The sequence below is a fragment of the Streptomyces sp. NPDC041784 genome (assembly GCF_055591025.1).
The window spans coordinates 306,143-326,072 of record NZ_JBVJAB010000008.1 but is presented as its reverse complement, the minus strand read 5'-3'; the positions used below and the strand labels follow the sequence as shown (position 1 = coordinate 326,072).

The following is a 19,930-nucleotide window of genomic DNA, read 5'->3' as shown; positions in this document are numbered from 1 at the left end:
GTCGGCTATTTCTGTCGCCCGACAGAAATTAGGCGCGGGGCGGGTCGGCGCCGTTGCCCTCGGATTGCGGGGCCGTTACCGACTTCTCACCGGGCTCGTCACCGGGCTCGCCGAAGATCGCCGTCGGGTGCGGTGTGCGAGGATCGAACGCATGGGGACGAGCAGCGGACGTCGAGTGGGCAGACCGCGGGCCGCGCAGCGGCCGGACAGCGGCCTCGAACCGCGTGCCGAACTGCTCGCCGCCGCCGCGGAGTTGTTCACCACCCGCGGCTACGCGGCCACCACCACCCGGGCCGTCGCCGAGCGGGCGGGCATGCGCCAGGCGTCCATGTACCACTACGTGTCCGGCAAGGAGGAGCTGCTCGCCCAGCTCCTGGAGTCCACGGTCACGCCCTCGCTGGCCTGCGCCCGTGCCCTGCTCGCCGACGACGCCCGGCCTGCCGAGGGCCGGTTGTGGGAGCTGTGCCGCACCGATGTGGAGCTGCTGTGCGCCGGACCGCACAACCTCGGCGGGCTCTATCTGCTGCCCGAGGTGCGCACCGAGCGGTTCGCCGGCTTCCATGCCGTACGCGCCGAACTCAAGGATGGCTACCGGCAGTTGATCGCCGCGACGGCGGTGGGCGGGGCGCTCGCCAAGGGTGAGCTGGATCTGCGGACCGATCTCGTCTTCGGGCTGATCGAGGGCGTCATCCTCGTCCACCGCTCCGATCCGGAACGTTCCGTCGCGGAGTTCGCCCGCGCCACCGCCGACGCGGCGCTGCGGATCGCGGGGGCCTGAACGCCCCCTGCGCCCCTGCGCCCCTGCGCCGCCGGCGCCCCCTGTGCACCGGGGCCCGAACACCCCTGAGGGGGTCTGAACACCCTCCGACCGGAGCGGCTCACCCGTCCCGGTGAGCCGCTTCCGTACGCCCGTACGTCGTCACTCGGTGTGTGCGAACGATTCCTTTGCGTGCAAATGGGGCCGAGGTTACTCCACTCATACGGTCGGTTTCAGGCGGTTGCTGAATATGACACAGCGATGATCCGGTCGGACTAAGCTCGCCCGCGGCGCACCGAGTTGCGCTGTATTCGTGCGCTTGTTCCCAAATACTCCGAAGATGCCGACAGATCCCTACAGAGGGTGCCCACATGGCGAGAGTTCAGTCCCCACCCGGTCGCCGAGAACTTCCCCTGGCGCGCTTGATGGTGATGCCGGCGATACTGACGGCCGCGGCGACCGGAGCCGCCGTCGCCCTGGTGGCGGCGCACGCCCGGCTCGCCGTCGGCGTCTGCGGAGCCGTCGCCACCCTTCTGGTGACCGCGGCGGGGGCCCAGGCGCTGCGCCAGGGCCGGCGGCTGGGCGAACAGCGCGCCCGGCAGGAGCAGCGCGTCGCCTACCTGGAACGGCGCGTCGCCGCCCACCAGGAGGAGAACCGCCGCATCGCCCAGGACTACGTGCCCACCGCCGTGACCTGGCTGCGCGGCGGAAGTTCCCCCAGGGAGGTGATGCTGCACCTGAACGAGCGTGATCCGTTCTTCCGTGAACTCGACGACGCCCAGCGTGCGGTGGTCAAGAAGATCCTCGACATCGTCGACCACGAGGACGCCCTGCGCGACTCCTCCCAGCGTGCCTTCGTCAGCGTCGCCCGCCGCGTCCAGGCGATCGTCCACCAGCAGTCCGCGGAACTGCGGGAGATGGAGGAGGACCACGGCCGCAACCCCGAGGTCTTCGACGACCTGCTGCGCATCGACCACGGCACCTCGCTGATCGGCCGCCTCGCCGACTCCATCGGCGTGCTCGGCGGCGGCCGCCCCGGGCGCAGCTGGCCGCAGCCGGTCCCGCTGTACAGCGTGCTGCGCGGCGCCATGTCCCGGATCCTGGAGTACCGGCGCATCCAGCTGGACTCCATCGCCAAGGTCAACATCCGCGGGCTCTCGGTCGAGCCGCTCATCCACGCGCTCGCCGAACTCATGGACAACTCCACCCGCTTCTCCCCGCCGCAGACCAAGGTGCACGTCAACGCCGTCGAAGTGCAGACCGGCATCGCGATCGAGATCGAGGACGCCGGCGTCAGCCTCAGCGAGGAGGCCCGCCTCAAGGCCGAGAAGATGCTGGAAGAGGCCATGCGCGGCGTCGACATCCAGGACATCGGCGGTGCCCCGCGCCTCGGCCTCGCGGTCGTCGGCCGGCTGTGCACGTCGTTCAACCTGCAGGTCTCGCTGCGTACGTCGGCGTACGGCGGCGTCCGGGCCGTCCTCATCGTGCCCAGCGAGATGATGACCTCCGACCCCGCCCCCGGCTTCGCGCACGGCATCGGCGCCACCGCCGTCCCCCAGATCGACCTGGGCGCCCTGGAAGGCCCCAAGCGCCCGCCCAAGAAGCGCCGCCCCACCAACCCGAAGATCCCGGCCAACCTCTCGCTGCACGACGACGTCCCCGAGGTCACCGAGTGGACCGAGCAGGGGCTGCCGCAGCGCCGCAGCAAGTCGACGATCTCCATCACCCAGCGCTACCGCGAGGCGTACGCCGCGCAGGCCGCCGAACGCGCGGGCGAGCCGGACCCGTTCGCCCGGCCCGAGCCGGAGCCCGCGCCCGAGAAGAAGAAGCCCGAGCCGGGACTGGCGTTCGAGGCGTTCTGGGAGGGCCTGAAGAAGGAGGCCCCACCCGGTGTGCACCCGACCGACTTCACCCGCAACCCCACCGCCTACCTGCACCTGATCGAAGACAAGGCCAAGACCGAGGCCGACGATGAAGGGGACCTCACGTGATCCAGCAGCGCCAAAACTTCGACTGGCTGCTCAAGGAGCTCTACGACGGCGTTCCGGGCATCGAGATGATCGTCGTGCTCTCGGCCGACGGACTGCGCATCGCCCGCTACGCCGGTGACCCCGACGCCGCCGACCGCGTCGCCGCCGCCTGTGCCGGCCTGCAGAGCCTGGCCGGCGCCGTCGCCCAGGAGATCCACTCCAGCGACGGCGAGATGAACCTCGTCATGATCGAGCTGAACGGCGGCTACTTCTACCTGATGTCCGCCGGCGCCAACGCCTATCTCGCCGTCCTCGCCGACGTGCGCTGCGAGGCCGGCCGGATGAGCGGCATGATGCGCGACCTCGTCGTGCGGATCGGCGCCCATCTGACCAGTCCGCCCCGGCGCAACGGGCAGACCGTATGACGCCTCCGCAACGCCGTCGGCGACAACCCCTCCCCGTACCGTCCGCGCGGCCCGAACCGGCCCCACGGCCCGATCTGCCCGATCTGCCCGAGCAGCTCGACCCGTCCGCCCCGTCCGAGCAGGAGGGGGACGGCAAGAACCCGGAGCGGCTCTACGTCATCACGGGGGCCGACGGCGAGCGCGCGCCCCTCGACCTGGTGACCTTAATCGTGGCGTGTGCCGAGGCGCCCTCGTCCGCGAGCCCCGAACAGACGGCGGTGCTGCGGATGTGCGGCGCCCCGCTGGCGGTGGCCGAGGTGTCGGCCTACCTCAGCCTGCCGTTCAGCGTGGTGACGGTGCTGCTCACCGAGATGCTGGCGGCGGAACTCGTGCAGGCACGCGCCCCGATCGTCCGGCAGCAGCTCCCCGACCGTTCACTTCTCGAAGCGGTGATGCATGGACTTCAACGCCTCTGACACGATCCCCGGCCCACGCTCCGAGGACCAGCTGCCGCACACCACCACGGCCGCGGCCAAGATCGTCATCGTGGGAGGCTTCGGCGTCGGCAAGACCACCATGGTCGGCTCCGTCAGCGAGATCAAACCGCTGACCACCGAGGAGACCATGACCCAGGCCGGCATCGGGGTCGACGACGACTACGGCTCCGAGACCAAGACCGCCACCACCGTGGCCATGGACTTCGGCCGGATCCGCATCACCGAAGAGGTCGTCCTCTACCTCTTCGGCACCCCGGGCCAGGAACGCTTCTGGTTCCTGTGGGAGGGCCTCTTCGAGGGCGCGCTGGGCGCGGTCGTCCTGGTCGACACCCGCCGCCTGGAGGTCAGCTTCGAGGTCATGGGCCGGCTCGAGGAGGGCGGCGTGCCCTTCGTGGTCGCCGTCAACAACTTCCCCGACGGGCCCCGCTATCCGGTCGAGGACCTGCGCTCCGCGCTCGACCTGGCCCCGGAGATCCCGATCATCGAGTGCGACGCCCGCCGCCGGGCCTCCAGCCGTGACGTCCTCATGACCCTGATGCGCTTCCTGCACGCCCTGGCGCTGAGCAACAACCGCGTCTGAGCAACAGCCGCACCTGAACTTCCTTCGCCTTTCCCACCTCCCCGCACGCCCCCGCACCCTCCGTACACCCCGCACTCCCCGTACACCCCGCACTCCCCGTACACCCCCGACACCGGATCCAGAAAGTTTCGGAGCGACCCCTGTGACGCCTGAACACCCCACCACCAGCGGTCCGCACGACCTCGCCGTCGACCCGCCGCCCGGCTGCCCCGCGCACAGCCTCGGCCCCGGCGGACTGACCCGGCTCTACGGCCCCGGCGCGCAGGACCTGGGCGAGCTGTACGAGCAGCTCCGCGAGCAGTACGGCCCCGTGGCCCCGGTCCTGATCCACGACGACCTGCCGATGTGGATGGTCCTCGGTCACGCCGAGAACCTCCAGCTGACGCGCACGCCCTCGCAGTTCACCAAGGACACCCGCGTCTGGGCCCCGCAGCAGGACGGCAGGGTCAGGCCCGACCACCCGCTCATGCCGCACATCGCCTGGCAGCCCATCTGCGCACACGCCGAGGGCGACGAGCACAAGCGGCTGCGCGGCGCGGTCACCTCCGCCATGGTGACCATCGACGACCGCAGCACCCGCCGGTACATCCACCGGGCCACACAGGCCCTCGTCAACCGCTTCTGCGAGCAGGGCCGCGCGGAGCTGGTCGGCCAGTTCGCCGAACACCTCCCCATGGCGGTGCTGTGCCAGATCCTCGGCATGCCCGACGAGTACAACGACCGGATGGTCGCCGCCGCCCGGGACGCGCTCAAGGGCAGCGAGACCGCCCTCGCCAGCCACGAGTACGTCGTGGGCGCGCTGAGCAGGCTCACCAGCCGCCGCCGCGCCCAGCCCGACGAGGACTTCGCCAGTCACCTCATCGCCCACCCGGCGGGGCTCACCGACGACGAGGTCCGCGAGCATCTGCGCCTGGTGCTCTTCGCCGCCTACGAGGCCACGGTCAACCTGCTGTCCAATGTGCTGCGCATGGTCCTCACCGACCCGCGTTTCCTCGCCCAGCTCAACGGCGGCGAGATGACGGTGCCGGAGGCGGTCGAGCAGTCCCTGTGGGACGAACCGCCGTTCAGCACGGTCCTCGGCTACTTCGCCAAGCAGGACACCGAGCTGGGCGGGCAGCGCATCCGCAAGGGCGACGGCCTGTTCTTCGCGCCCGCCCCCGGCAACGTCGACCCGCGGGTGCGTCCCGACCTCTCCGCCCACATGCGGGGCAACCGCTCGCACCTCGCCTTCGGCAGCGGTCCGCACGAGTGCCCGGGCCAGGACATCGGCCGCGCCATCGCCGACGTCGGCGTGGACGCCCTGCTGACCCGGCTGCCGGACATCCAGCTCGACTGCGACGAGGACGAGCTGCGCTGGACGACCTCCATCGCCTCCCGGCACCTGGTGGCCCTGCCGGTGCACTTCGAGCCCAGGCCCCAGCAGGACGTCACGCTCCGGCCCAGCGCCGCGGTGCCGCCGCAGCGCGTGGTCCGTCCGCTGCTCATCGACCCGAAGCCGGCCCCGCCCGCCCCGGAGCCGCAGGTCGCGCCCCGGCCCGAGCCGGCACCGCAGCCGGCCGCGCAAACGGCCGCGCAAACGGCCGCGCAGCCGGCCCGCAGGCCGAACGCGTGGCAGCGGTTCCTGGCCTGGTGGCGCGGGTACTGACCGGCCCGGGTGGGCGGCGGGCGGTGGCGGGCCCGGTGGGCCGCGGTCAGCCGCCCGCGGCCCACCGGTCGTACGACGCCCACGCGTCGAGGACCCGGCCGCTCCGCAGCCGGTGCTCCGCCCCCGTGACCGGATCGGTGAACTCCAGCTCCCGCGCGAGCAGTTGCAGCGGGCGCCGGAAGTCGCCGGGCGGCACGGGGGCGGTCACCTCGGGGTAGAGCGGGTCGCCGAGGATCGGCACGCCCAGCGCGGTCATGTGCACCCGGAGCTGGTGGGTCTGCCCGGTCTCCGGCACCAGCCGGTAGCGGGCCAGCCCGTCCGCCCTGTGTTCGACGGGCTCGATCCGGCTGACCGCGTTCGGCTCGCCCGGTACCTCGTACGCGGCCGGCGTCCCGCGCTCCTTCACGATCCGGCTGCGCACCGTCGCCGGCCACGCCCGCGAGGCGTCGTACGGGGCGACGGCCTCGTACACCTTGCGCACCCGCCGGTCGCGGAAGAGCGTCTGGTACGCGCCGCGCTCCTGCGGCCGCACCGTGAACAGCACCAGCCCGGCGGTGAGCCGGTCCAGGCGGTGCGCGGCACCGAGGGTGGGGATGCCCAGCTCCCGCCGCAGCCGTGCCAGCGCGGTCTCGGTGACATGGCTGCCGCGCGGGGTGGTGGCCAGGAAGTGCGGCTTGTCGACGACGACGATGTGCGCGTCGCGGTGCACCACCTCCAGCGGGAACGGCACCGGCACCTCGGCGGGCAGCTCCCGGTGGAACCAGACGAACATCCCGGGCACGTACGCCGCGTCCGGCGCCACCGGCGTCCCGTCGGCCCCGACGATCAGCCCGGCCCGCAGCATCCCGTCGACGACGCCGGGCCCGGCCCCGCTCAGCCGCTCCACCAGATGCTCGCGCACGGTGGCCCAGTGCCCCTCGCCCGGCAGCCGCACCCGTACCGCGTCGATCCCGTCGCGCTGCGGGAGGGGGGAGGGCGGGGGAGGGGTACGGCGTCTCATCGGGATCAAGCCTACGGGGCTCGGGATCAGGCCTACGGGGGCTCCAGATCCGGCCCAGGGGACAGGAAAACCCGTTGGACGGCCCGAGGAGCGTTGGCAGGATGCGGATCATGCCTTTCACGACCGGTCTCGTCCTGCCCGCGGGATCCCTCTCCGGAGCCCCGCAGCCCGTGCTCCCCACCGGCGACGGGCTGGTCCTGCGCCCCTGGCGGGCCACGGACGCCCCCGCCGTCCACGCCGCGTTCCAGGACCCGCTGATGCACCAGTGGCACCTCAGGTCCTGCGACTCCGAGGCGGAGGCCGCCGGGTGGATAGAGCAGTGGGGTGCGACCTGGGACGCCGAGCGCGACGCCCATTGGGCCGTCGTCGACGCCGAGACCGACCGGCTGCTCGGGCGGGTGGCGCTGCGCTGCATCCTGCTGAGCGAGGGCGTGGCCGAGGTCGCCTACTGGACCACGGCGGCGGCCCGCGGGCGGGGCGTCGCGGCCCGTGCCACGACCGCCCTCACCCGCTGGGCCTTCGACGCGATCGGCTTCCACCGCCTGGAGCTGCTGCACGCCAGCGCCAACACCGCCTCCTGCCGGGTCGCCGCCAAGGCCGGCTTCACCCTGGAGGGCACCAAGCGCAGCGCCAACCTCCACCCGGACGGCTGGCACGACATGCACCTGCACGCGCGCGTACAGGGCGACTGAGCCCCACACGCGCGTGGGGCAGCCCTGCCGCCACGGCTACGGTGTCGCGGTCGTGGCCGCGGCAGCCGTCTCCGGTACGGCCGTCGGCGCCGTCCGCCGCCGGTAGGCCCGGAAGCCCACCCCCGCCGCCACCGTCGCGCCCAGGAACAGCACGGTGAACCACTGGAAGTACCAGTGCCCGCCCGTCGGGTCGTACACCGCCGCCCGGGGCCAGGCCAGGTTGACGGCCATCAGGAGGCCGTAGACCAGGGCGAGGGCGTTGACGGGGACGCCCCAGCGGCCCAGGGAGAACAGCGGGGCGCCGGTCTCGTCCCGGCCGGCCGAGGAGAACCCGCCGCGCAGCCGGCGCACCAGCAGCGGCCCGGTGACCATCGCGTACGCCAGGTACAGCATCACGATGCAGGTGGTGCCGATGGCAAGGAAGGCGTCCGGCGAGGCGAAGTTGAGCAGCAGCAGGGCGGCGGCGAGGACGCCGACGACCAGGGCGGGCGCGCTCGGCATGCCGGTACGGGAGTTCACGCGCGCGAGGCGGGCCGAGAAGGGCAACTGGCCGTCGCGGGCCATGGAGAACAGCATCCGGCAGGCCGCCGTCTGGATGGCGAGCGTGGCCACCGTGATGGCGACCACCACGTCCACGAGGAGTGCCTTGCCGACGCCGTCGCCGAGGCTGCTGGTGAGGACGTAGGAGAGCCCGTCGACGCCGAGGCGTCCGTCGGTGAGGCTGGGGGCGGCGAGCAGTCCGCCCAGGACGATCAGGCCGCCGAGGAGCCCGGCCGCGCCGAGCGCGGTGAGGATCGTACGGGGCGCGGTACGGCGCGGATGGTGCGTCTCCTCGCTCATCTCGCCCGCGCTGTCGAAGCCGATCATCACGTAGGCGGCGGTGAAGGAACCGACGAGCAGCGCCCCGAACAGGCCGTTCTGCGCGGCCCCTTCGGTGTGGAAGGTGATGGTCGGCGTGCGCTCGGAGTGGGTGAGCAGTAGCACGACGATGAGCACCGCGCCGATGATCTCGGCGGTCACCCCGACCCGGTTGATCACGGACATCACCCGGTTGTCGAGGACGTTCACCAGGGTCGTCAGGGCCAGCAGGACCACGCCGAGCAGCGCCGCGTTGGCCGCGCCGTCCGGTGAGGTGGGCGCGGGGTCGGTGCCGATCAGCTGGAAACCGGACCAGATCGCGGGCAGCACCATCTGGAGCGCCAGGGCGGCCGCGGCGACCACCACGATCTGCCCGATCACCATGATCCAGCCCGCGAACCAGCCGAAGGCCGGCGTCGACAGCCGTGACGACCACTGGTAGATCGCGCCCGAGATCGGATAGCGCGCCGCCAGTTCCGCGAAGCACGCGGCGACCAGCAACTGCCCGGCCAGCACCACCGGCCAGGCCCAGAAGAAGACGGGGCCGCCGAAGGCGTACCCGAAGGCGAAGAACTGGAAGACGGTGGTCAGGACGGAGATGAAGGAGAACCCGGCGGCGAACGAGGCGTACCGGCCCAGGCTGCGGTGCAGTTCCTGGCGGTAGCCGAACTCGGCGAGGGAGCCGTCGTCGGGGTCGGGGGCGTGCGGTGGGTCGGGATGTACGTCGGCGGGAGAGGTGGTCGTCACGGCGGCACCTGCCTTGGGCGCGAATTCCTGTCGGGCGACAGAAATTAGGGACGGCCTGTTTCGTGCGCGTCACGCCGCCGTGTCGGGGGCGGGCCCAAGTCCTCACGCCGCCAAGGGATTCGCTCGATCGCGCCGATTCACCAGATCGCGATATGTCGTGTGTATTGACCCGTCCAAGGTGATCGCGATATGTTCGGCTACGGATATTCGGATGCGAGGTGGTGGTCACCGTGGCGAGGAAGCGCCGCAAGCTCAGCAACCCGTTGGCGCTGGCCGTGCTGACGACGCTCCTGCAGAAGCCGATGCATCCGTACGAGATCGCCCAGACCCTGCGCACCCAGGGCAAGGACACCAGTACGAAGACGAACTACGGCTCGCTCTACACCGTCGTGCAGAACCTCGAGAAGCACGGCTTCATCGAGGTGACCGGTGTGGAGCGCCGGGGCAACCGCCCCGAGCGCACGGTCTACGGGCTCACCGAGGCCGGGCGTGAGGAGATGGCCGAGTGGCTGTCCGACCTGATCGCCATCCCGGCGAAGGAGTACCCGATCTTCGAGACGGCCCTTTCGCTGATGGCGGCGCTGCCGCCTGACGAGGTGGTCGGCTTGCTGGAGACACGGCTCAGCTCGCTCGAGGTGCAGCTGGCGAGCGGCCGGGGCGCGCTGGAGAAGGTGTCCGAGTCGGTACCGAGGCTCTTCCTCGTCGAGGTCGAGTACCAGCTGCACATGGTCGAGGCGCAGGCCGAGTGGGTCGGCGGCTTCCTCGACGAGATCCGCAAGGGCTCGCTGCCCGGCGTGGAGGAGTGGCGGCGGTTCCACGAGACAGGGGAGCTGCCGGCCGAGTTCAGCTGATGAGAAGGACCCCGGCAGGGCTGTTGCAGCAGTCCGCCGGGGTCCCGAACCCCGAACCGAATCCGCCGTGAGGCAGCTCCGGGCGATCGAGGTGCGGCACACCCAGGATAGCCCGGTGCTCTCCCGGCGGATCAGCAGTCATATCCGCTCACACAGGAGAGCAGTACCGTGACGACTACGCACCACGCGCCCGCGGTCGAGGCGCGACAGCTGATCAAGACCTACCCCGGCGGCGTCACCGCCCTCGACGGCATGGACGTCACCGTCGAGGCCGGCACCGTCTTCGGGCTCCTCGGCCCCAACGGCGCCGGCAAGTCCACCACCGTCAAGATCCTCACCACCCTGGCCCGCCCAGACTCCGGCTCGGCCACCGTCGCCGGTCACGACGTGCTGCGCCATCCGGACCGGGTGCGCCGCGCGATCGGCGTGGTCGCCCAGAACTCCGGCGCCGACCCGGTGGCCACCGGCCGGGAGAACCTCCGCCTCCAGGGCCGGCTGTACGGCATGAGGGGCACCGACCTCGACCGGCGGGTGGGCGAGCTGCTGGAGCGCTTCACGCTCACCGAGGCCGCCCGGCGCCCGGTCAAGGGCTACTCCGGCGGGATGCGGCGCCGCCTCGACGTCGCGCTGGGGCTGGTGCACCGGCCCGAGGTGCTCTTCCTCGACGAGCCCACCACCGGTCTGGACCCCGAGGCCCGCACCGCGATGTGGGACGAGATCGGCCGGCTGGCCGGCGAGGACGGCCTCACCATCCTGCTCACCACGCACTACCTGGAGGAGGCCGACCGGCTCGCCGAACGCGTCGCCATCGTCGACCGCGGCCGGGTCGTGGTCACCGGCACCCCCGACTCCCTCAAGGGCGAACTCCGCGGCGACGCCGTGCACGTGGAACTGCGCACCCCGCTCGGCGAGACGGGGCGCGCGCTGCTCGACGGCGCCCTCGGCGGCCTGCCGGGCGTGCGCGAGGTGCTCTGCGAAGGGCACCGGGTGAGCGTCCGCGCCGACGACGGGGCGGCCGCCGTACCCGCGCTGCTCGGCGCGCTGGAGCGGGCCGGGGCCGCCGTCGCCACCGCGACCGTCGCCCGGCCCTCGCTCGACGACGTGTATCTCAGGTACGCGGGCCGCAGGTACGCGGAGGCAGACACCGGCACCGGGACCGACTCCCTCGTCCTGGCCGGAGGTGCGCGATGAGTACCGCCGTCACCCAGACCTGGTACATGACCCAGCGTCAGTTGATGGTGTTCGCCCGCCAGCCCGCCTACGCGGTGATCACGCTGATCCAGCCGGTTATCTGGCTGTTCCTGTTCGGCGCGTTGTTCAGGAACGTCGTCGAGCTGGGCGGCTTCGGCACGGCCTCCTACCTCGACTACCTGGTGCCGGGCGTGGTCGTGATGAGCGCGCTCGGCTCCAACATGTGGGCGGGCATGGGCACGTTGGAGGAGATCCAGCGCGGCACGCTCAACCGTTTCCTGACCACCCCGGCGAGCCGGGCCGCGCTGATGAACGGCAACGTCGTGCACAACGGCATCGTCACGGCGCTGCAGTCGGTGGTCATCGTGCTGCTCGGGCTGCTGGGCGGCGCGGACTACCCGGGCGGTGTCACCGGTGTCCTGGTCCTGGTCGTCGCCTCGGTGCTGCTGGGCACGGTGTTCGGGGCGCTGTCCAACGCGCTCGGGATGCTGGTGCGGGAGCGGGAGTCGATCATCGGCATCAACACGTTCCTGCTGCTGCCGCTGACGTTTCTGTCCTCCGCCTTCATGGCGCCGGCCCAGATGCCGTCGTGGATGCGGCACGTCGCCGATGTCAATCCGCTGAACTGGGCGATGGTCGCGGGCCGTTCGGCACTGTCCGCGGACCCCGACCGGGGCGCGGTGCTCGGCCGCGGCGGAGCGCTGCTCGCGCTGGCGGTGGCAGCGGTGTGGCTGTCGATCCGTACGTTCCGGTCGTACCAGAGGTCGGTGTAGCGCGTCCGGTCCACACCGGCGGCCCGATCGGTGGAGCGCGTTCGGTTCGGCCGGCCGGATCGCCGTAGCGCGTACGGTCCGACCGGCGGCCCGCGCCACGCGTGCGGGCCGCTTCCGTCCGGGCTAGGCGGCCGGCGCCGCGCCCTCCTGCTCCTGCTCCACGCGCGCGTTCCACTCCCGCTTCGAGGCCTGCCAGCCGTCCTCGTTGTGGCCGAGCCGCCAGTAGCCGGAGATCGACAGGTCCTCGCGGGGGATCTGGAGCTCGACGCGCAGCATCCGGCGCAGATCCTTCACGGCCGCGGCCTCGCCGTGCACGAAGGCGTGGACGCGGCCCGCGGGGAACTCCAGCGCGCGGACGGCCTCGACGAGGCTCTCGCCGACGGGCCGTTCGCCGCGGTGCAGCCAGGTGACCTCCACGTCGGAGTCGACCTTCTGCTCCTCCTCGGGGCCCGCGACCTCGATGAAGGCGTGCGCCACGGCACCGGACGGCAGCGCCTCCAGGGCGGCCGCGATAGCCGGCAGGGCGCTCTCGTCGCCGGCGAGGAGATGCCAGTCGGCGGCCGTGTCGGGCGCGTAGGCGCCGCCGGGGCCCATGAAGCGCACGGTCTCGCCCGGCTGGACGCGCACCGCCCATGGTCCCGCCAGTCCCTCGTCGCCGTGGATGACGAAGTCCAGGGTCAGCTCGTGGTGTTCGGCGTTCCAGTGGCGCACGGTGTACGTCCGGGTCACGGGCCACTGCTCACGCGGGAACTCCGCGCGGATCCGCTCCAGGTCGAAGGGCTCCGGGTAGGTCACACCCTCGGGGCCGAAGAGCAGCTTGACGTAGTGGTCGGTGCAGGTGCCCACCGCGAAATCGGCCAGGCCGTCACCGCCGAGCACCACACGCTGCATGTGCGGGGTCAGCCGTTCCGTGCGGACGACCTGCGCGGAATGGGGTGTCCGCGGCTTCCGTGCCGGGCGCTCTGCCATAACGGCCTCCCATGTGGGTATGGTTAGGTTTACCTAAGTTAGCATCCCTCCCCCCGGTGATGCTCCCCCTCCGAGAGGTTGATTCACCTCATTCGCCGAGGATGACTTTCCGCCATGGCGCATGTCATTCCCCTGTGCGAGAGCAATGCTTACGCGCCCAGTGTGGTCAGCAGCCGCTGCAACGATCCGCCGAGTCCCCAGCGCTCCGCCAGCCCCTCCAGTGTCGCCCCGTCGCGCGGCGAACGCGGCAGCGCGGTCTCCACGTCCGGCAGCGGCACGTCGTCGGCCACCCGGACCACCGTCGGCGCCACGGCGACATAGGGCCGGGCCTCGTCGAGCCGCTTGCGCTGCGACGGCGTGAGCCTCGCCTTCGGGTCGTCGACCGCCGCCATGATCCCGGCCAGGTCGCCGAACTCGGCCAGCAGCTTCGCCGCGGTCTTCTCACCGATCCCGGGCACGCCCGGCAGGCCGTCGCTCGGATCGCCGCGCAGCAGCGCCAGATCCGCGTAACCGCGCCCGTCGACGCCGTACTTCTCACGCAGCCAGGCCTCGTCCGTCAGCTGGAGGGTGCCGACTCCCTTCAGCGGGTACAGCACCCGCACCCCGCGCGCGTCGTCCACCAGCTGGTAGAGGTCGCGGTCGCCGGTGACGATGTCGACCGGGCCGCGCGCCCGCGCGGTGAACGTGCCGATCACGTCGTCCGCCTCGTACCCGGCGACGCCCACCCGCGCGATGCCCAGCGCGTCCAGGACGGCCTCGATGACCGGCACCTGCGGCGAGAGCGTGTCCGGCACCTCCTCCTCGTCCGGGCCGGCCGCGCGCTCCTCGGCGACCCGGTGCGCCTTGTAGGAGGGGATCAGGTCGACCCGCCACTTCGGGCGCCAGTCGGCGTCCATGCAGGCCACCAGCTCGTCGGGCTGGTGGTCCTTGACCAGGCGGTCGATGAACTCCAGCAGACCGCGCACGGCGTTCACGGGCGTGCCGTCCGGTGCCTTCACCGAGTCCGGGACGCCGAAGTAGGCGCGGAAGTAGAGCGAGGCGGTGTCGAGGAGCATCAGTCGTCCGGTCACGCTCGCATCATGCCGCACGGCCGCCCATGTGACCGGTCGGTATTCACTCCCGTGGCACGCGCGAATCTCCGCCCAAACCTTTTGTGAGGCGGACCACTCGTACGTTTGACCCCATCGGACCAGGGCAGGCGCGGCGTCGGAGCGGTGCCGGGTTGCACGTTCAACCGTTCGCTTTTGCATCAGCACAAGCCGACACCGCTCCTGTCCTGTCCCCGAACGATGAGGTACGTGTGTCATCCAGGCTTGAGGCCGAACATCTCTTCAAGGTGTTCGGCAGACGAGAGGAAGAGGCGGTCGAACGGCTCCGCGGCGGCGCCGACCGGGAGGAGCTGCGCGCCGACGGCACCACCGCCGCCGTCATCGACGCCTCCTTCACCGTGGACCCCGGCCAGATCTTCGTCGTCATGGGCCTGTCCGGCTCCGGGAAGTCCACCCTGCTGCGCATGCTCAACGGGCTGCTGGAGCCGACCGCCGGACGCGTCCTCTTCGACGGCCAGGACCTCACCGCCCTCACCGGCCGTGCCCTGCGCGAGGTCCGCGCGCGGAAGATCAGCATGGTCTTCCAGCACTTCGCGCTCTTCCCGCACCGCAGCGTCCTCGACAACGCCGCCTACGGCCTCGCCGTCCAGGGCGTCCCCCGCCCCGAACGCGAGGAACGCGCCGCCGAGGCGCTGCGGCTGTGCGGCCTGGCCGGCTGGGAGAAGTCCTGGCCGGACGAGCTGTCCGGCGGCATGCAGCAGCGCGTGGGCCTCGCCCGCGCCCTCGCCACCGACGCCGACCTGCTCCTGATGGACGAATCCTTCAGCGCGCTGGACCCGCTGATCCGCCGTGACATGCAGGACCAGCTCCTGACGCTCCAGCAGACCCTGAAGAAGACCATCGTCTTCATCACCCACGACCTCAACGAGGCCATGCGCCTGGGCGACCGCATCGCCGTCATGCGCGACGGCCGCATCGTGCAGACCGGCACCGCCGAGGACATCCTGCTGCGCCCCGAGAACGAGTACGTCGCCTCCTTCATCCAGGACGTCGACCGCTCCCGTGTCCTGACCGCCTCGGCCGTCATGGACACCGACGTCCGCGGCGACGAGGCCGACTGCGGCTGCGAGACCGCCACCCCCGACACCCCGTTCACCGCGCTGTGCGCGCTCAGCGCCCGCGTGCCGCACCCGGTCGCCGTCCTCGACGCCGGCCGTGCCCTCGTCGGCGTCGTCCCCCGCCGGCGCCTGGTCGGCTTCCTCGGCGACGAGCGGGCGACGGAGACCCGCTGCGACAGTCCGCGCACCGACGACAAGGAGGTGGCCCGTGCCTAGGCTCCGACTCGGCGACTGGGTCGACTCCGGCGTCGACTGGCTCGTCACCCACATGTCCTGGCTCTTCGACGCGATCAAGACGATCGTCGAAGGCATGTACGACGGCCTCGACGCCGTCCTCACCGCCCCCGAGCCGCTGCTGCTCGCGGGCATCCTCGCCGTGCTCGCCTGGTGGCTGCGCGGCCTGGTCGCCGGTGTGCTCGGTTTCGCCGGGTTCGCGCTCATCGACTCCCTCGACCTGTGGGAGGAGGCGATGTCCACCCTGTCGCTGGTGCTCGTCGCCACGGTGATCGCCCTGGCGATCTCCGTCCCGCTGGGCATCTGGGCCGCCCGCTCCCGGACCGTCGGCACGATCCTGCGCCCCGTCCTGGACCTGCTCCAGACGATGCCGTCGATGGTCCTGCTGATCCCGGCGATCCTGTTCTTCGGCATGGGCGTGCCCGCCGGTGTCGTCGCCACCCTGATCTTCGCCCTCGCCCCGGGCGTGCGCATGACCGAACTCGGCATCCGCCAGGTCGACGCCGAGCTGGTCGAGGCGGCCGAGGCGTTCGGTACGCCCCCCCGCGACACCCTCCTGCGGGTCCAGCTGCCGCTCGCCCTGCCGACGATCATGGCGGGCGTCAACCAGGTCATCATGCTCGGCCTGTCGATGGTCGTCATCGCCGGCATGGTCGGCACCGGCGGTCTCGGCGGCTCCGTCAACGAGGCCATCGGTCAGCTCGACATCGGCCTCGGCTTCGAGGCGGGACTCGGCATCGTCGTCCTCGCCATCTACCTGGACCGGATGACCGGCGCCCTCGGCACCCGGATCTCCCCGCTCGGCCGCCGTGCCGCCGCGAAGGCCCGTCCGACGGTGTGGACCTACCGTCCCCGCGCGGCCGTGGCCGTGGTCGGCGTGGTCGTCCTCGCGCTCGTCGCCGGCGGCATGGGCGTCTTCGGCTCGAGCTCCGGCACCGCCGAGGCCTCCGCCACGGACGTCGGCAAGGGCGAGGAGATCAGCATCGGCTACATCCCCTGGGACGAGGGCATCGCCTCCACGTTCCTGTGGAAGGAACTGCTCGAGAAGCGCGGCTTCGAGGTGAAGACCACCCAGTACGCCGCGGGCCCCCTCTACACGGGCCTCGCCACCGGCCAGATCGACTTCCAGACCGACTCCTGGCTGCCCACCACCCACGCCGAGTACTGGAAGAAGTACGGCGATCAGCTGGCCGACCTCGGCAAGTGGTACGGCCCCACCTCCCTGGAGCTGACCGTCCCCTCGTACGTGAAGGACGTGAACTCGCTGGCGGACCTGAAGGCCCATGCCTCCGAGTTCGGCGGCCGGATCACCGGCATCGAGCCCAGCGCCGGAATGACGGGCCTGCTCAAGGACAAGGTCCTCGAGCAGTACGGCCTCGACGGCGACTACAAGGTCGTCGACGGCTCCACCCCCGCGATGCTCGCCGAACTCGAGCGCGCGTACGCCAAGAAGGAGCCGATCGTCGTCACCCTCTGGTCGCCGCACTGGGCGTACAGCGAGTACGACCTGAAGAAGCTGAAGGACCCCCAGGGCGCCTGGGGCGCGGGCGACGGCGTGCACACCATCGCCCGCGAGGACCTCGCCGCCGACCACCCCGAGGTCGGCGCCTGGCTGAAGGACTTCTCCATGACCGAGGAGCAGCTCACCGGCCTGGAGGCGCGGATCCAGAAGGCCGGCAAGGGCCACGAGCAGGACGCGGTCCGTACCTGGCTGAAGGAACACCCCGGTCTCGTCGAGAAGTGGGTACCGGTGGCCGATTCGGGGGAGAAGAGCCAGGCGGCCGGGTGACCTGACAGCCCCGTGACCGCCTGTCGAGGGGCGGGCACCGGCACACGTCCGAGGGCGTGCGCCGGTGCCCGCCCCTCATGCCGTCACCACGGCAAGGATCCGGCCAACCACGCAGAGCTACGTCCTCACCCCGGCCGGAGTCCTTGCGCGGACGGTCACGAGCGGGAACACTCGCGGCCGTCCGCGCATTGAACCGGAAGAGAGGGGCGTGGACCCCTGCCCGCCGGGTCAGGGGGCTGATCGACTGGCGCGATCTGTGGGGTCGTGCGTCACCCGGTGTGTCCTCGATGTGACGGGCACATGAAACGGTTTGCCGAACATGCGTAGGGTGCAGAGAACTCATCAGAGGACGGGCGCCCGGAGCCGGGCGCGCGAGAGCGCCGCGCGAGAGCCGGGACGACGAGCGGACGACGAGCGAAGGAGGGAGCCGGAGCGATGGGCGACCACAAAGAACAGCCCCTGCGCGTGGGCGCGGCCGTACGGCGGCGCCGCCGTTCCCTGGAGCTCACCCTCGCCGTCGTGGCCGAGCGCAGCGGCCTGTCGGTCCCGTTCCTGAGCCAGATCGAGAACGACCGGGCGCGGCCCTCCACCGGCTCCCTGGAGAAGCTCGCCGACGCCCTGCGCACCACCGCCGTGGAACTCCTCGCCGCCGCCGACCCGGCGTGCAGCGTCGACGTCGTCCGCGCCGAGATCACCGAGCCCGGCCCGGAGCCGCGCTCCCGTTCCCTGGTGCGCGGTCACCACCAGATGCACGCCTCGGAGTTCACCGGCGAGCAGGACGCGGGCCGTGAATTCCAGTACCGCAACGACCAGCTGATGTACGTCGCCGACGGCGCCGTGGAGATCGAGGCGGAGGGCCGCGCCTACCGGCTGGGCCGGGGCGACACCCTGTATCTCACCGGCGGTGTCCGCCACCGCTGGCGCGCCACCGAGCCGGACACCCGGGTGGTCGTCGTCGCGGTCGCGGAGCACATCGAGGCGGTCCGGGACCGGAAGCGGTAGTGCGGGTCGTCTCCCTGGTGCCGTCGCTCACCGAGGCGGTCGCCGTGTCGGTGCCGGGCGTCCTGGTCGGCGCCACCGACTGGTGCACCCGTCCGGCGGACCTCGGGGTCACCCGGATCGGCGGCACCAAGAACCCGGACGTCGAACGGATCGCCGCCCTCGCCCCGGACCTCGTGATCGCCAACGAGGAGGAGAACCGGGAGCCGGACCTGGCCGCCCTGCGGGCCACGGGCGCCACGGTGCTGGTGACCGAGGTGCGCGACGTCCCGCAGGCCTTCACGGAGCTGACGCGGGTGCTGACGGCGTGCGGGGCGCCGTCGAGACCGCGCTGGCTGGACGAGGCGGAGGAGACCTGGGCGAAGGCCGGGCCGCCCGGCGCCCGCGCCACGGCCGTCGTCCCCGTCTGGCGCCGCCCCTGGATGGTGCTGGGCCGGGACACCTTCGCCGGGGACGTGCTCGCCCGGCTGGGCGTCGACCACCTGTACACGGGCCACGAGGAGCGCTACCCCAGGATCCCCCTGGAGGAGCTCCGGGCCGCCGCACCCGACCTCGTGGTCCTGCCCGACGAGCCCTACCGCTTCACCGCCGACGACGGCCCCGAGGCCTTCCCCGGCCTGTCCTGCGCGCTCGTCAGCGGACGGCACCTGACGTGGTACGGACCGTCGCTCGCCGAGGCGCCACGGGTGCTGGGCGAGGCCCTGCGAGCAGCTCACCGCTGACCAGCCCGCGCACGGTGTGCGCACCGACCACGATCCAGGCGCCCACCAGGACGGCGTACAGCACACCGGCCAGGACGCCGTAGGCCACCAGCCCGGTGTGCCGGGCCAGAGCGGCCGCGCCGGTGACACAGGTGCCCACCGGGAAGGTGAACGCCCACCAGGTCATCGCGAAGCCCATGCCGTGCCGCCGGGCGCGCACCACATGGGCGGTGGCCAGGCACGCCCACAGCAGCGCGAACCCCATCACGGGCACCCCGTACAGCACGGCGAACACCGCGAAGGCGCGCCCGTCCGCGCCGGGCACGACCCCCGGCGCGACCTCCGCGAACTTCCCGGCGGCGGTGGTGGACTGCCCGAGCGGACCGAGCACGAGGAACAGGCTCGGGGTGAGGACCAGCGGCAGCGGCCCGCCGGTCACCAGCCGGGCGAAGACCACCGGCAGCATCAGCAGCGTCGCGAGCAGACTCAGCCCGAACAGCGCGAAGCACGCGAGCAGCAGCGTCTCGCGGGCCTGCCCGGCCGGCAGATACGGCACCAGCGGCGGCCCGACGGCCGCCGACACCATGGGCGCGACGAGCGGCAGCAGCCACACGGGCGTCGCCTGAGCGGCCGCCACCCGATGGCGTACGGCCATGAGGTACGGCACGGCCACGGCGGCCGTGAGCGCCACGGCCGTACCGGCGGTGAACAGCACGGCGTCGAGCGCCACCGCGGCCCGCGTGCCGATCCAGTCCCGGCCGACGGCGAGGGCACCGCCGCCCACGGCCAGCAGCGCCATCGCCAGACAGCCGTAGAAGGGCGCCGTCGCCGGGTCGAGCAGGTGGGCGCGGGCCTGGTCGCGGTGGTGGCGCCAGTGCAGGGCCCGGGCGGTCAGCAGAGTCACCAGCAGGGCGAGGGAGAGGGCCCAGACGGCCGTGCAGAGCGGGCGCAGCCCCGGGACCGGGAAGGGGAGCGCGGCCCCCGCGGTGGCGACGATCGCGGTGCCCATGACCGTGGCGTACCAGTTCGGGCCGAGGTGGCGGACGGCTGCGGCCCGCGGGCGCGGGCGCACGGACAGGGGCTGGGCTGCGGTGACCATGGCTCCA

19 protein-coding genes are annotated in these 19,930 nt (G+C 72.0%); 14 read left to right on the top strand and 5 right to left on the bottom strand.

Annotated elements, in window-relative coordinates:
- Positions 1–151: 151 nt before the first annotated feature.
- The 6 genes from ACZ6D7_RS20135 to ACZ6D7_RS20110 all read left to right on the top strand — a co-directional run bounded on the left by ACZ6D7_RS20135 (position 152) and on the right by ACZ6D7_RS20110 (position 5,853).
- Positions 152–778: a TetR/AcrR family transcriptional regulator gene (locus ACZ6D7_RS20135; protein ID WP_469492096.1), complete on the top strand. Its 627-nt coding sequence runs from the start codon at positions 152–154 to the stop codon at positions 776–778.
- 410 nt (positions 779–1,188) lie between these two features.
- Positions 1,189–2,748 carry an ATP-binding protein gene (locus ACZ6D7_RS20130; RefSeq protein ID WP_469492094.1) on the top strand — a complete coding sequence of 520 codons (1,560 nt, stop codon included), beginning with the start codon at positions 1,189–1,191 and terminating at the stop codon, positions 2,746–2,748.
- Entirely contained in the window at positions 2,745–3,152 is a 408-nt protein-coding gene (locus ACZ6D7_RS20125; protein WP_030795547.1) for a roadblock/LC7 domain-containing protein, read from the top strand. Before ACZ6D7_RS20130 ends, ACZ6D7_RS20125 begins: the two co-directional genes overlap by 4 nt.
- Positions 3,149–3,607, top strand: coding sequence for a DUF742 domain-containing protein (locus tag ACZ6D7_RS20120; RefSeq protein WP_469492092.1), 459 nt, complete (start codon positions 3,149–3,151; stop codon positions 3,605–3,607). Before ACZ6D7_RS20125 ends, ACZ6D7_RS20120 begins: the two co-directional genes overlap by 4 nt.
- Complete coding sequence (locus ACZ6D7_RS20115; RefSeq protein ID WP_469492090.1) at positions 3,588–4,208, top strand: GTP-binding protein; 621 nt, start codon at positions 3,588–3,590, stop codon at positions 4,206–4,208. The genes ACZ6D7_RS20120 and ACZ6D7_RS20115 overlap by 20 nt, the downstream gene beginning before the upstream one ends.
- A gap of 142 nt (positions 4,209–4,350) precedes the next feature.
- A complete protein-coding gene (locus ACZ6D7_RS20110) occupies positions 4,351–5,853 on the top strand; it encodes a cytochrome P450 (RefSeq protein WP_469492089.1) in 1,503 nt (500 codons plus the stop codon).
- A 46-nt stretch (positions 5,854–5,899) separates the two neighbouring features.
- On the opposite strand, the gene ACZ6D7_RS20105 is transcribed toward ACZ6D7_RS20110, so the two are convergent.
- Positions 5,900–6,853 (bottom strand): RluA family pseudouridine synthase, encoded by a 954-nt coding sequence (locus tag ACZ6D7_RS20105; RefSeq protein ID WP_469492088.1) that lies wholly within the window; start codon positions 6,851–6,853, stop codon positions 5,900–5,902.
- Positions 6,854–6,963: 110 nt separating this feature from the next.
- On the opposite strand from ACZ6D7_RS20105, the gene ACZ6D7_RS20100 reads away from it, so the two are divergent.
- Positions 6,964–7,545 carry a GNAT family N-acetyltransferase gene (locus tag ACZ6D7_RS20100; protein ID WP_469492087.1) on the top strand — a complete coding sequence of 194 codons (582 nt, stop codon included), beginning with the start codon at positions 6,964–6,966 and terminating at the stop codon, positions 7,543–7,545.
- Positions 7,546–7,581: 36 nt separating this feature from the next.
- Here ACZ6D7_RS20100 and ACZ6D7_RS20095 read toward each other — a convergent pair whose 3' ends face one another.
- Positions 7,582–9,150 carry an amino acid permease gene (locus tag ACZ6D7_RS20095; protein ID WP_469492086.1) on the bottom strand — a complete coding sequence of 523 codons (1,569 nt, stop codon included), beginning with the start codon at positions 9,148–9,150 and terminating at the stop codon, positions 7,582–7,584.
- Between the two features lie 230 nt (positions 9,151–9,380).
- Between ACZ6D7_RS20095 and ACZ6D7_RS20090 the strand changes: the two genes are divergently transcribed.
- From ACZ6D7_RS20090 to ACZ6D7_RS20080, 3 genes are all read left to right on the top strand, one after another.
- Positions 9,381–10,001 (top strand): PadR family transcriptional regulator, encoded by a 621-nt coding sequence (locus ACZ6D7_RS20090; protein WP_469492084.1) that lies wholly within the window; start codon positions 9,381–9,383, stop codon positions 9,999–10,001.
- Between the two features lie 168 nt (positions 10,002–10,169).
- Positions 10,170–11,192, top strand: a complete 1,023-nt coding sequence (locus tag ACZ6D7_RS20085) for an ATP-binding cassette domain-containing protein (RefSeq protein WP_469492082.1) — start codon at positions 10,170–10,172, stop codon at positions 11,190–11,192.
- Positions 11,189–11,965, top strand: coding sequence for an ABC transporter permease (locus ACZ6D7_RS20080; RefSeq protein ID WP_469492080.1), 777 nt, complete (start codon positions 11,189–11,191; stop codon positions 11,963–11,965). Before ACZ6D7_RS20085 ends, ACZ6D7_RS20080 begins: the two co-directional genes overlap by 4 nt.
- Positions 11,966–12,088: 123 nt before the next feature.
- On the opposite strand, the gene ACZ6D7_RS20075 is transcribed toward ACZ6D7_RS20080, so the two are convergent.
- Positions 12,089–12,934, bottom strand: coding sequence for a siderophore-interacting protein (locus ACZ6D7_RS20075; protein ID WP_469492078.1), 846 nt, complete (start codon positions 12,932–12,934; stop codon positions 12,089–12,091).
- Positions 12,935–13,083: 149 nt separating this feature from the next.
- Entirely contained in the window at positions 13,084–13,989 is a 906-nt protein-coding gene (locus ACZ6D7_RS20070; RefSeq protein ID WP_469492224.1) for a 5'-3' exonuclease, read from the bottom strand.
- A gap of 245 nt (positions 13,990–14,234) precedes the next feature.
- Here ACZ6D7_RS20070 and ACZ6D7_RS20065 point away from each other — a divergent pair, with 245 nt between their 5' ends.
- The 4 genes from ACZ6D7_RS20065 (at position 14,235) to ACZ6D7_RS20050 (ending at position 18,845) form a co-directional block, all read left to right on the top strand.
- On the top strand, positions 14,235–15,317 hold the full coding sequence (locus ACZ6D7_RS20065; RefSeq protein WP_469492076.1) for a quaternary amine ABC transporter ATP-binding protein: 1,083 nt from the start codon (positions 14,235–14,237) through the stop codon (positions 15,315–15,317).
- Positions 15,310–17,124: an ABC transporter permease/substrate binding protein gene (locus ACZ6D7_RS20060; protein ID WP_469492074.1), complete on the top strand. Its 1,815-nt coding sequence runs from the start codon at positions 15,310–15,312 to the stop codon at positions 17,122–17,124. The genes ACZ6D7_RS20065 and ACZ6D7_RS20060 overlap by 8 nt, the downstream gene beginning before the upstream one ends.
- 435 nt (positions 17,125–17,559) lie before the next feature.
- Entirely contained in the window at positions 17,560–18,126 is a 567-nt protein-coding gene (locus tag ACZ6D7_RS20055; protein WP_469492072.1) for a helix-turn-helix domain-containing protein, read from the top strand.
- Positions 18,126–18,845: a helical backbone metal receptor gene (locus tag ACZ6D7_RS20050; RefSeq protein WP_469492070.1), complete on the top strand. Its 720-nt coding sequence runs from the start codon at positions 18,126–18,128 to the stop codon at positions 18,843–18,845. Before ACZ6D7_RS20055 ends, ACZ6D7_RS20050 begins: the two co-directional genes overlap by 1 nt.
- Here the strand turns inward: ACZ6D7_RS20050 and ACZ6D7_RS20045 are convergent.
- Positions 18,757–19,923: a TDT family transporter gene (locus tag ACZ6D7_RS20045; protein ID WP_469492068.1), complete on the bottom strand. Its 1,167-nt coding sequence runs from the start codon at positions 19,921–19,923 to the stop codon at positions 18,757–18,759. The genes ACZ6D7_RS20050 and ACZ6D7_RS20045 overlap by 89 nt on opposite strands.
- Between the last annotated feature and the right edge of the window lie 7 nt (positions 19,924–19,930).

Bases quoted from the DNA above. Each gene is read 5' to 3' on its own strand.
- ACZ6D7_RS20075 (WP_469492078.1), bottom strand. From the start codon at position 12,934: ATGGCAGAGCGCCCGGCACGGAAGCCGCGGACACCCCATTCCGCGCAG.
- ACZ6D7_RS20100 (WP_469492087.1), top strand. From the start codon at position 6,964: ATGCCTTTCACGACCGGTCTCGTCCTGCCCGCGGGATCCCTCTCCGGA.
- ACZ6D7_RS20105 (WP_469492088.1), bottom strand. From the start codon at position 6,853: ATGAGACGCCGTACCCCTCCCCCGCCCTCCCCCCTCCCGCAGCGCGAC.
- ACZ6D7_RS20120 (WP_469492092.1), top strand. From the start codon at position 3,149: ATGACGCCTCCGCAACGCCGTCGGCGACAACCCCTCCCCGTACCGTCC.
- ACZ6D7_RS20080 (WP_469492080.1), top strand. From the start codon at position 11,189: ATGAGTACCGCCGTCACCCAGACCTGGTACATGACCCAGCGTCAGTTG.
- ACZ6D7_RS20130 (WP_469492094.1), top strand. From the start codon at position 1,189: ATGCCGGCGATACTGACGGCCGCGGCGACCGGAGCCGCCGTCGCCCTG.
- ACZ6D7_RS20070 (WP_469492224.1), bottom strand. From the start codon at position 13,989: ATGCTCCTCGACACCGCCTCGCTCTACTTCCGCGCCTACTTCGGCGTC.
- ACZ6D7_RS20045 (WP_469492068.1), bottom strand. From the start codon at position 19,923: ATGGTCACCGCAGCCCAGCCCCTGTCCGTGCGCCCGCGCCCGCGGGCC.
- ACZ6D7_RS20055 (WP_469492072.1), top strand. From the start codon at position 17,560: ATGGGCGACCACAAAGAACAGCCCCTGCGCGTGGGCGCGGCCGTACGG.
- ACZ6D7_RS20135 (WP_469492096.1), top strand. From the start codon at position 152: ATGGGGACGAGCAGCGGACGTCGAGTGGGCAGACCGCGGGCCGCGCAG.
- ACZ6D7_RS20115 (WP_469492090.1), top strand. From the start codon at position 3,588: ATGGACTTCAACGCCTCTGACACGATCCCCGGCCCACGCTCCGAGGAC.